Raw genomic sequence first — 10922 nt, 5'->3', positions numbered from 1 at the left:
ACCGTCTCTGTGTCAACACTTTACCGCAGCGCACACGCCTGGCGTTGATTGAGGTCAACGGCTGTTCACCTGCCGTCCACCTCCCGCTGCAGGGCGATGGCGCCCGCCGGGTTGCGCACTTTCGCACCGCCGATGAGGTAGAGGAAGACATCGCGCGTGTCGGCCTTCTTGCCCTTCGCGGCCTTGGCTGGCGTCCCCGCCTGCGGCAGGCCCTCGGGCACCTTGCCGATCTCCCAGTCTTTCGCTGCCTTGGCCCAGCGCGCGAGGTCGGCGGCCTTATAGCCGGTCTCGATCTCCTCGGCGGTCTGCTGGAGGCGGGCATAGGTGAAGTCCGCCGTCAGGTCGGCGATGGCAGGATAGGTCTCATGATCGGCGAAGACGATGGCGACGCCGTGCTTCCGTGCCAGCTCGACGAATTCGGGCACGACGAAGGAGGGGTGCCGCACCTCCAGCGCGTGGCGCAGGGCGACGCCTTCGTGTGCCTTCGGCAGCAGCGCCATGAAGGCGGCCATGTCGTCCGGATCGAAGGCTTTCGTCGCCGCGAACTGCCAGTTGATGGGGCCGAGCCGGTCGCCCATCTCGACGATGCCGCTGGTGATGAACTTGCCGACGCTCTCCCCCGCCTCCGCCAGCACGCGGCGCTGGGTGACGTAGCGCGTCGCCTTGAGCGCGAACACGAAGCCGTCCGGCACCTGCCGCGCCCAGTCGGCGCAGGATTTGGCGGAGGGCGTGCGATAGAAGGTGCCGTTGATCTCGATGGTCTTCAGCAGGGAAGCCGCGTGGGGCAGCTCCTTCGCGTGGGGCAGGCCTTCCGGATAGAAGACGCCGCGCCACGGCTCGAACGTCCAGCCGCCGATGCCGACGCGTATGGCCATCGCTTCCTCCTTGCGCATCCGGCCGTCACGGCAGCGGCAGGACGTGGGAATATTTCACCTGTTCCAGCGCGAAGGAGCTTTCGATGGAGGCGATGCCGTCGAGCCGCGTGAGCTTTTCCTTCAGGAAGCGCTCATAGGCGTCGAGATCGGCCGCCACCACCCGTAAAAGGTAATCGCGCGGGCCGGTCATCAGATAGCATTCCAGCACCTCCGGCCAGCCCCGTATGGCGGCGGAGAACGCATCCAGTGCCTCCTCCTGCTGGCGCTCCAGCTTGATGGAGACGAACACGCTCACCGGCAGGCCGGCCTTGCGCTGGTCCAGCACCGCCGCATAGCGCGAGATAAGCCCCGCCTCCTCCAGCGCCTTCACCCGCCGCAGGCACGGCGAGGGGGAAAGCCCCACCTCGCCGGACAGTTCCGCGATGCTCTTGCGCCCATCCGCCTGCAGGACGGCGAGGATCTTCCGGTCGATGGCGTCGAGGCGCATGATCCTGCTCCGTTGGCTGCGTTGCGCGGCATTTTATGGCTCAGGTCGTGGCAAGGTAAGGCCGATTCGACCGGAAACGCCGCTCCGCCCACGCTACAATCGGGTTGCCGCGGGTGCTCCCGGCCCGCCGGCTGAAGAAGAAACCGCCGAATATCAACGCGCCGAGGAAACGCTATGGCCTCCCCCCGTTCCGCCGCTCCCGCCCCCCGGCCCCCGCTCGCCCCGCCTTCGGCCGCCGATCTCGCGGTTTTGGCCGAGCTGGAGAAGAAGGTGCTGTGGCTGGCGAGCTGGATGATCCACAGCGCCAATCACCTGCGGCCCGGCACCGACGGCCTGAAGGTCGGCGGCCACCAGGCCTCCTCGGCTTCGCTGGCCGCCATCATGTGCGCGCTCTATTTCCATGTGCTGCGCCCCGAGGACCGGGTGGCGGTGAAGCCCCACGCCAGCCCCATCTTCCACGCCATCCAGTATCTGTTCGGCCGCCAGAGCCGGGAGCGGCTGGAGAATTTCCGCGGCTTCAAGGGCGCGCAGTCCTACCCTTCGCGCACCAAGGATGCCGATGACGTGGACTTCTCCACCGGCTCGGTGGGCCTCGGCGTCGCGCAGACGTTGTTCGCCAGCCTCGCGCAGGATTACGTCCACGCCCACGGCCTCGCCGGCGGCCGCCCCAAGGGGCGAATGATCGCCCTCGTGGGCGATGCGGAACTGGACGAAGGCAACGTCTTCGAGGCGCTTCTGGAGGGCTGGAAGCACGAGGTGCGCAACACCTGGTGGATCATCGACTACAACCGCCAGAGCCTCGACGGCGTGGTGCGCGAAGGCCTCTACGAGCGCTTCACCGGGATCTTCGAGGCCATGGGCTGGCAGGTGGTCGTCTTGAAGTACGGCACCCTGCAGCAGGCCGCCTTCGCCGAGCCGGGCGGGGAGGCGCTGAAGCGTTGGATCGACACCTGCCCCAACGCCGAATATTCCGCGCTCACCTTCCAGGGCGGTGCTGCCTGGCGCAAGCGCCTGATGGACGACCTCGGCGACCAGGGCGAGGTCTCCGCCCTCATCGCCCGCCGCTCGGACGCCGAGCTCTCCGCGCTCATGACCAATCTCGGCGGCCACGACATCGCCTCCCTCATCGCCGCCTTCGATGCCATCGATCACGACCGGCCGGTGGCCTTCCTCTGCTACACGGTGAAGGGCTTCGGCCTGCCGCTGGCCGGCCACAAGGACAACCACGCCGGCCTTATGACCCCGACCCAGATGGAGGCGCTGCGCGCGTCCATGAACGTGGGCTCTGGCCGCGAGTGGGAGCCCTTCGAGGGGCTGAAGCGCCCGGAAGGCGAGCTGCGCGCCTTCCTTGATCGCGTGCCCTTCGCGCAGGGCGGCCCGCGCCGCTATGCCGACCCGGCGCTCAAGGTGCCGGCGCTCGCCCCGCCGCCCAATCCCAGCATTTCCACCCAGGCCGGCTTCGGCCTCATCCTGCAGGACCTCGCCAAGGGCGAGAGCCCGCTTGCGGACCGCATCGTCACCACCTCGCCGGATGTGACCGTCTCCACCAATCTCGGGCCGTGGGTGAACCGGCGCGGCCTGTTCGCCCATGAGGCGCTGGCCGACGTGTTCCGGCGCGAGCGCATCCCCTCCACCTTCGCCTGGGAGTTCTCGCCCAAGGGCCAGCACATGGAACTCGGCATCGCCGAGATGAACCTGTTCCTGACGCTCTCCGCCTTCGGCCTTTCCCATTCCCTGTTCGGCGCCCGCCTTGTCCCGGTGGGCACGCTCTATGACCCCTTCATCTGCCGCGGGCTCGATGCGCTGAACTATGCCTGCTACCAGGATGCCCGCTTCATCCTCGTCGCGACGCCCTCCGGCATCACCCTCGCCCCCGAGGGCGGGGCGCATCAGTCCATCGCCACTCCGCTCATCGGCATGGCGCAGGATGGCCTCGCCGCCTTCGAGCCGGCCTTCGTGGACGAGCTGGCGGTGCTGATGGAATTCGCGTTCGACTATGTGCAGCGGGACGGCGAAGGCGCCGCCGACGAGCGCAACTGGCTGCGCGACGAGACCGGCGGCTCGGTCTATTTCCGCCTCTCCACCCGCCCGCTGGAGCAGCCGAAGCGCGTCTTCAGCGATGCGCAGAAGCGCGCCATCGTGGATGGCGCCTATTGGCTGCGCGAGCCCGGCCCCAATTGCGACGTGGTGATCGCCGTGCAGGGCGCGGTGACGCCCGAGGCCATCGATGCGGTGGCCCTCATCGCCGAGGACCGGCGCGACGTGGGGCTCCTCGCCGTCACCTCCGCCGATCGCCTCAACGCTGGCTGGACCGCTGCCGCCCGCGCCCGCGAGCGCGGCTTTGCCGGGGCGCAGAGCCATGTGGAGCGGCTGCTGTCGCCCTTGCCGCGCCATTGCGGGCTCGTCACCGTCATCGACGGGCATCCCGCGACGCTGGGTTGGCTCGGCGCGGTGGCCGGCCACCGGGTGCGGGCGCTGGGGGTGGAGCATTTCGGCCAGACCGGAACGCTGGCCGACCTCTACGCCCATTACGGCCTAGACACCGCCGCCATCATCGCCGCCGCCCAGGGCATATCGTCGGGCCGGCCGCTGCGGCACCTGAAGGCGGTGTGAGGGGCGGCGCGGCACCCCATGGCGTCGTTGGGCTCCGGCAGCCCGGGCGGTGGCTCCCCGTCCCGGCCGTGAAGATCGGTTCGTGTCTCCACGCCGGACCTTTGCGCGACCGCTTGTCCTTCGCGCCAACGTCCGCTAGAAGCGCAGAACCACGCCACCGGCGCCCACGGATCCCTCGCGGACCTCCTCCGGCGCCGGCTCTGCGGAGAGGTGGCAGAGTGGTCGAATGCACCGCACTCGAAATGCGGCATACGGGCAACCGTATCGGGGGTTCGAATCCCCCCCTCTCCGCCACTTCAGTCCCTGAGTGGGCACTGCGCTTACGCCGCCGCCCGACACCAGCGCCTGAAGCAGCTGGGTCTTCGATCCCATGATCCGAACCTCGCCGTCCGCGACCTCGACACGCTGGGCTAGCGCGCGCAGGTGGTCGCGGCGGTAGCCGCCGCCTTCGAGGCGGATGCGCTGGCGGGCTGTCTTGGCGAAGGTGCGGACCATTTGCGGGGTGACGGCCTTGGAGCCGGAGCTGTCGAGCATGGCCTGGGCGCGCTCGGCGTCGGCCTTGGCCTGATCGCGGATGGCCTTGAGGCCGTCGATGCGGTCCTTGAGCGCCGGATCGTCGATGTCGGCCACGCCCGCCTCAATGGCATCGTAGAGGCGTTTCAGGCGCAGTTCCGATTCGGTAGCACGCTTGTTCAGTTCGGCGATGTGCTCGCGGCGGCGCTGGGATTGCTCCTGCCTGCGGTCGAGAACACTGGCGAGGATGGCTTCCAACCGCTCGGGCTGGAGAAGCTGGCTTTCAAGGTGATCGGCGACAAGATTGTCCAGCTTGTCCATCGGCACAGCCATGCCCTCGCAGGCGGTCGGTCCCTGCCGCGCCTTCATGGAGCAGGCATAGTAACGATAACGCCCGCCCTTGCCGGTGCGGATGGTCATGGCGCCGCCGCACTTGGCGCAGTGGATCAGGCCGGTGAGCATGGTCGGGCCGCTGATAACGGCGGAAGGGATGAGCTTGGGGTTGCGGGCCTTCAAGAGCGCCTGCACGGTGTCGAACGTCTCGCGGTCGATGATCGGCGGCACCGGAACCGTGACGATCTCGCTGACGGGTTTCAGTTCCTTGGTCTTGCTGCGCTTGTTGAACTCATGCTCGCCCATATAGGTGCGACGGGTCAGGATGCGGTGAACCTGACCGATGCCCCAGCGCCCGCCGTCGCGGGTGAAGATGCGGCGGCTGTTGAGATAGGAGACGATGTTCTTGACGCCCATCTGGCCGGTGGTGCCGTCACCTTCCAGCGCAAGCCGATAGATCAGCCGTACCGTGTCGGCGTGCAGCGGATCGATTTCGAGCTTCTTCTTGACCTTGGCCCCGCGCTGCTCGGCGGCGACAACCCGGTAGCCGATAGGTGGGAGCGCGCCGTTCCAGAAGCCTTGCCGGGCGTTCTCCTTTAAGGCGCGCATGACGTGCTTGGCGTTTTCCTTCGACTGGTATTCATCGAACAAAGCCATGATCTGGCGCATCATGACGTGCATGGGGTCGTCCCCCATTTCCTGAGTGATCGAAACCAGCTTGACGCCGTTCTTCGCCAGCTTGCGGACATAGAACTCCAGTTCGAAGTGATCGCGGAAGAAGCGGCTGAACGAATGGACTACGACGACATCGAATGGCGCGGGCTTGCTGGTCCCCGCCTCGATCATGCGCTGGAACTCGGGGCGGCGGTCGTTGGTGGCGGATGCGCCTGGCTCCACATAGGTTTCGACAAGCTGATAGCCGCGTGAGGCGCAGTAGGCTTCGCCCTGCCGCTTCTGGTCGGGGATGGAAACGTCATGCTCGGCCTGCCGCGCCGTCGAAACCCGAAGATAAAGGGCGGCACGCAGAGGGATTGTGGAAGCGGTCATGCCGGGCCTCCTTGTGCAGCCGCCTCGTCAGGCGACAACACGGCGACGCCGAACGGAAGGAAATGCTTCGTGTTTCGGGTGACGATGACGAGTTCATGCGCTGCGGCGATACCGGCAATCACGGCATCGGCCATTCCGGGGTCGTGACCGGCCGCAAGCGCCTTCGCCTCCAGCCGCCCGCCGATTGCGGCGGCCTGCGCGTCGAAGCCAATGATCTTGTCATCGTATGTGGAGACGAGACCACTGAGCCATGCTTGCAGGCTCGCGGCTTTCGTCGTCGCCCCCTTGTGGTCGAGGAGCGCGATTCCCTTCTCGATCTCGTGGATAGAAACGACCGACAGAAATAGCCGACCATCGGCGTCCATACGGTCCAGCCAGGTGAGGAAGTCAGTGGATGCTTCCGCCTTCGACGGCGCGAGCATGGAGACGACGTTGGTGTCGAGAAGGAAGCCGCTCAAAGCTCGACATCCCGCGATGGTTTGCGGTTGCGCGGGAACTCTCCGCCTGGGAACGTCCTGAGATAACTGACAAGGCCCGCCCGTTTACGTTCGAGCGCTTTGCGCGCGATCTCCGCCGCCTCAACCGAGACCAGGGCCGCAACGGGTTTGCCATGACGGGTGATGGTCACGATTTCTCCTTTGACGGCTTCATCGACCAGGCTCGAAAATCCAGCCTTGGCGTCTCTGAGGTTGATGGTCAGCATGTTGCGCCCTCACATATGTAGACACTTGTGACTACAAGTAGTCTGTCGGAGGGCAGATTTCAACGTCGATTTCGACGCCTGAAGCATCAGCCGCCGGAACAGAATAGTTCATCGAACAGGTCGCCGAACCATTGCTCGAACACCTCGATCTCAGCCTCTGTGACCGGAACGGGGCGCGGCCAATCGTCGGTGACGGTCCAGATGGACAGGTCGTGTTTGGGCGGTCGGCCCATGGGAACATGGTATCCCAGCAGCGCCTCAAGCTGCTCCGACGCTGTGGGCGGCCTGACGCGCCGGGCGCGGGAGCGCGCTCCGCGATCAGACGCCATCGCGGCCGCGCCCGCTTCCGGGCCGCCACGCCACGGGGTTGGCGACCCAACGGTCGATGTCGGATTCCCGCCAGCCCGCGCCGTTGATGCTGATCTTGATCTGGGGCGGGAACGTACCCTCGGCGATCTTGCGGTAGATGGTGGACCGGGACAGGCCGGTGCGGTCGCGGACGGTGTTCATGCGGATGATACGATCTGGCTGGCGCATGGCTGGGCTGCCTCCTGCTGGCTTTTCGTGGGACTGCCAGGAGAGGCAAAGGCAAGGGTTTATTGTTGTGCAATAGGGATTTAGCCGTCGTAGGGCCGTGGCGCAGAGGGGGCGGTAAATAGGACGGTTTACAGCCCGAGACCCCGGCCCCGGCCAAGCCCGAACGTGAGGGTGAGGTCACGGGCGACGCCCATTCCCGAATCGAATGAGATGCCGAGTTCGCGTTTGCGGTTGGCGAGCAGGGATTCCATCTGCGGGTCGCGTTCGAGGCTCTGCGCCATGTTCCCCATCGCCGCCCGCGCCGCCCTGTGACCTGCATAGTCGCCCGCCGCATAGCGTTGGTCGCTGGCCCGGTGGAGTTTCTGCCAGCGCTCCACGAAACGGTCGGCTCGCAGGCCGGGATCGGTGCGCAACTCGGTTTCCAGTTGCAGGGCGTGGATCGCGCGCCGGGCGTCACCTGACGCCGCCTCCGCCGCAAGCTGCGGGTTTTTCTTGTAGGCCGCTTCGGCGTCATGCGAGCCGTGGGGGCGCACCTCCTCGAACCGCTGGCGCGCCTCCTGCAATTCCCTGACCTGATCAGGTCTGGCCTCGCCGCCCTGATCCTGCGCCGCGAAGATCGCATCGACGGCGCGGGCATGACGGACGAGCGCCCGCCCACGCGCCCGGCGTAACGCCGCCTCCGGGTCTTCCTCCACCTTCCTTTCCGGCCCCTGTCCGTCTGCGGCGGGCAGGCGCAAGTCGTCGAAGATGCCGCGCACCTTCTCGGGAACTCGGCGGGCGATCTCCACAACACGCTCGACGTGCTCGCGGAAGGTGATGCCGCGCCGCTCGGCGTAATCCTGGGCCGGGTCGATCCGCTGGTAATCCGCTGCCATGTCCTTGGCGCGGTCGCGCGACAGGGTGTTGATAAGCCGGTCCCGGCTGGCGAAGTCGTCGTGGCCGTAATGCAGGTCCATGCCGTCGCGGTGTCTTGACAGGGCGACATAGCTGCCATGGCGGTCCATGCCGGGCGTCGCCAGCACATGGGCGCGGTCCACGGTCATGCCCTGCGCCTTGTGGATCGTGGCGGCATAGCCGTGGTCGATCTTGTTGTAGCCCTTCAGGTCGAACGTGACATTGCGCCCATCGTCGGCGCGGACGGTCATGCTCTGCCCGCTGACCTGCTCAATGGTGCCGAGCGTGCCGTTCTTCACGCCAAGGCTGCGCTCGTTTTGCAGGAACATAATGCGGTCGCCGGTGGCGAAATTCCGCACGCCGCGTTCGGCGGCGATATGCACATCCGCGCCAAGCTCGCCTGCATCGCGCACCCGTTCGCGGGCCGCCTCGTTCAATTCCCGCACGTCAGCATTGGTGTGGGTGAGGATGATACGGGTTGCGTCTGGGCTGGCCTGCCGGTCACGGTCCCAGCGGTCGATCAGGTCACGCCGCGCTTCTTCCCGCGTTCCAGCCTCATGCACCATGTCGCGGGCGCGGTAGGCGTTCAGGGCTTCGCCCGTCCGGCCGCTGGCGAGGTCGCGGGTCGCCTCACGCTGCCAGTCCTCATGCTGGCGGCGAACCTCGCTGATCTCCGCGCCGCCGTGGCGTTCGTGGATCGAGCGGAACGCCGCGCCCGCCTCGATGGATTGAAGCTGTTCCGGATCGCCGACCAGCACCACCTTCGCGCCGGCCTCGGCGGCATGGGACAGCACGCGCTCCAACTGCCGCGTGCCGACCATCCCGGCCTCGTCGATGACAAGCACGTCGCGGCTGGTGAGCATGTCGCGGCCCTGCGACCAGCGATGCTCCAGGCTGGCGATGGTGCGCGAGGCGATGCCCGATCCGCCTTCCAGACTCTCGGCGGCGATGCCGGAGAGCGCCGCGCCGCGAACCTCATAGCCCGCCGCTTCCCAGGCTTCGCGCGCCACACCCAGCATCGCGCTCTTCCCCGTCCCGGCATAGCCGACGACAATCCCAAGGTCGCGCCCGTCCGTGACATGCGCCAGCGCCTCGGTCTGCTCGCCGGAAAGGGTCAGCCCGCGATCCGCCGCGCGCGCCAACGCGGCTTCTCGGCCCCTGTCATTCACCTCATGGCGTTCGCGCTCGGCCATCATCGCGGTGGCGCGATGCAGGCGCTGTTCGGCCTCGATCATGCCGCGGCTGGTGAAGCGGTCCTGCCCAACATCGTCCTTGCCGAGTTCGACAAGATCGGGCGCGCCGCGCATCGCGCCCATGACCTCGTTGAACTGGTCGATGCCATCGCTGTGCCGGTGCGCGAACATCGCCATGTCGCGCCGTGTAAAGGTCGATTGCTGCTGGGTGATCGCGTCCAGGGCGATGTTCGGGTTCTGGATGATGCGCGCGCCGTTCTCGCGGGCGATGCGCCGGTGATCCTCGGCGCGGTCGGCCTCGATCCCGGTAGCCTCGATGCGCTGCGCCGGTGCGCCGATCTTGGTCTGCGGCTCAAGACCGATGCCCTGCGCCTCAAGGCTGCGGTGGTCGATCCGCGCGTCGATGTCGAGTTCGGCAAGACGCTCGTTGACGTGATCGGCCCAGCGTTCGCGCCAACGTTCGACCAGCTCGGTGCGGTTCCACTCCCGCACCTTCTGGCCGAACCCGTTGTCGTCCACGCTGCGCATGGTCAGCATGACATGGGCATGGGGTTTCGGCATTCCGTCTTCGCCGATATCCCAATGCACGTTCACATCGGCGATCATGCCCTGATCGACAAATTCGGCTTGGGCAAAATCGCGGGCCAGTTCGACGCCTTGGCGCTCCGTCATCTCACGCGGAAGGGCGAACTCCACCTCGCGGCAAAGCTGGGCGTCCTTCCTTTTCTCGAACGCCTCGACATCGTTCCAAAGCTTTTCGCGGTCGTTCCATTCCTCCGGTGCGTTCTCCGGCAGCATGACCTCGGAATGGACGACGCCGCGCTTGGCGGAAAAGTCCTGATCGCGGCCCAGCCGGTCGTCGCGCAACCGCGAGGCCGAGCGGTAGGCGGCGGCAGCCACCACGCTGCGGCCCGCCGCGCGTCCGATGACCTGAACGGAGAAATGGTAGATCGCCATGGCGACCGACCAGATACTGCTCCCAAGCGCACGTCGGAACGACGTATAAGCGCGCCCTCGAAATGAATTTCTCGGGACGGTCCGCGCCGTTCCAGGCCGTCCCGGCAACCTTACAGCATTCCGGCCGACACGAAACTATCATCGCTCCATCCATTGCTTATGGAGACGACGATGCGGAAACCACGGGACTATGGCGCTGAACTGAAGGCGCTGGAGGACAAGGCGCGGGAACTTAAAACGCGCAAGGTGCAGCAACTCGGCGAACTGGTGATCTTGACCGGAGCCGACGCGCTCACCGTCGACGAACTGGCGGGCGCGCTGATCGTGCTGGCCGAAACCAAGGACGCCGGAAAGAGGGAGGCGTGGGCCAAGCGCGGGGCCGCGTTCTTTCAAAGCCGGGCGCGGCGATCTGCATCGGCATCTGACCGCGACGCGGGCGGCGCTCAACCGCAACCGGACGGTGCGCAACCGGCATCAGGCAGCACGAGCGCGGCATGATATGCGAACCTGGCAGGTCGAACGCCGCCAACGCACGCGGCATCTGATCGAACTCGGCGGTCTCGTCGTCAAAGCCGGGATCGTGGACCTGACCTGCGATGATCGCGCCATCATCTACGGCGCCCTGCTCTGGGCGGCCGACAAGCTCCAAAGCGATGAACGCGACAAGGCGTTGGCGCTCTGGGCCGACAAGGGAAAGCAGGCGTTCGAGCATGAAGCTACGGCATGAATCCCATCACCGCGCAGGATCGGCATGGCAGGGTATGACCGAT

Annotated in this window: 10 protein-coding genes, 1 tRNA gene and 1 pseudogene; 4 read left to right on the top strand and 8 right to left on the bottom strand. The window is 66.6% G+C overall.

The features are described from left to right. Positions 1-65 precede the first annotated feature (65 nt). Entirely contained in the window at positions 66-875 is an 810-nt protein-coding gene (locus D7006_RS23485) for a DUF72 domain-containing protein (RefSeq protein ID WP_237354763.1), read from the bottom strand. Between the two features lie 25 nt (positions 876-900). Next, positions 901-1365, bottom strand: a complete 465-nt coding sequence (locus D7006_RS23480) for an Lrp/AsnC family transcriptional regulator (protein ID WP_024281234.1) — start codon at positions 1363-1365, stop codon at positions 901-903. A 171-nt stretch (positions 1366-1536) separates the two neighbouring features. Between D7006_RS23480 and D7006_RS23475 the strand changes: the two genes are divergently transcribed. Next, complete coding sequence (locus D7006_RS23475; RefSeq protein WP_371744994.1) at positions 1537-3975, top strand: transketolase; 2439 nt, start codon at positions 1537-1539, stop codon at positions 3973-3975. A 204-nt stretch (positions 3976-4179) separates the two neighbouring features. Next, positions 4180-4269 (top strand) — tRNA-Ser (locus tag D7006_RS23470). Here D7006_RS23470 and D7006_RS23465 read toward each other — a convergent pair. The 6 genes and pseudogenes from D7006_RS23465 to traA form a co-directional block, all read right to left on the bottom strand. Further along, positions 4240-5868: pseudogene (locus tag D7006_RS23465) on the bottom strand (recombinase family protein); the annotation flags it as partial. The gene D7006_RS23470 and the pseudogene D7006_RS23465 sit on opposite strands and share 30 nt — an antisense overlap. Beyond that, positions 5865-6326 (bottom strand): type II toxin-antitoxin system VapC family toxin, encoded by a 462-nt coding sequence (locus D7006_RS23460; RefSeq protein ID WP_063112035.1) that lies wholly within the window; start codon positions 6324-6326, stop codon positions 5865-5867. The pseudogene D7006_RS23465 and the gene D7006_RS23460, both read right to left, overlap by 4 nt. After that, positions 6323-6571: a type II toxin-antitoxin system Phd/YefM family antitoxin gene (locus tag D7006_RS23455; protein WP_082772848.1), complete on the bottom strand. Its 249-nt coding sequence runs from the start codon at positions 6569-6571 to the stop codon at positions 6323-6325. Before D7006_RS23455 ends, D7006_RS23460 begins: the two co-directional genes overlap by 4 nt. An 86-nt stretch (positions 6572-6657) precedes the next feature. Next, positions 6658-6804, bottom strand: a complete 147-nt coding sequence (locus D7006_RS23450; protein ID WP_229644492.1) for a hypothetical protein — start codon at positions 6802-6804, stop codon at positions 6658-6660. An 85-nt stretch (positions 6805-6889) separates the two neighbouring features. Beyond that, entirely contained in the window at positions 6890-7108 is a 219-nt protein-coding gene (locus D7006_RS23445; RefSeq protein WP_063112037.1) for an AlpA family transcriptional regulator, read from the bottom strand. A gap of 128 nt (positions 7109-7236) precedes the next feature. After that, positions 7237-10152 (bottom strand): Ti-type conjugative transfer relaxase TraA, encoded by a 2916-nt coding sequence (gene traA, locus D7006_RS23440; RefSeq protein ID WP_063112038.1) that lies wholly within the window; start codon positions 10150-10152, stop codon positions 7237-7239. 171 nt (positions 10153-10323) lie between these two features. On the opposite strand from traA, the gene D7006_RS23435 reads away from it, so the two are divergent. After that, the gene (locus D7006_RS23435) at positions 10324-10650 is read left to right on the top strand and encodes a conjugal transfer protein TraD (RefSeq protein WP_197430434.1); all 327 of its coding nucleotides are present in this window, start codon (positions 10324-10326) and stop codon (positions 10648-10650) included. Between the two features lies 1 nt (position 10651). Continuing rightward, entirely contained in the window at positions 10652-10879 is a 228-nt protein-coding gene (locus D7006_RS23430) for a conjugal transfer protein TraD (RefSeq protein WP_063112040.1), read from the top strand. Positions 10880-10922: the final 43 nt, after the last annotated feature.

The sequence above is a fragment of the Xanthobacter sp. YC-JY1 genome, from assembly GCF_021730305.1.
GTDB classification, from domain to species: domain Bacteria; phylum Pseudomonadota; class Alphaproteobacteria; order Rhizobiales; family Xanthobacteraceae; genus Xanthobacter; species Xanthobacter flavus.
Note: the sequence above shows the minus strand (reverse complement) of the source record. Positions and strands in the feature narration are given on the sequence as shown.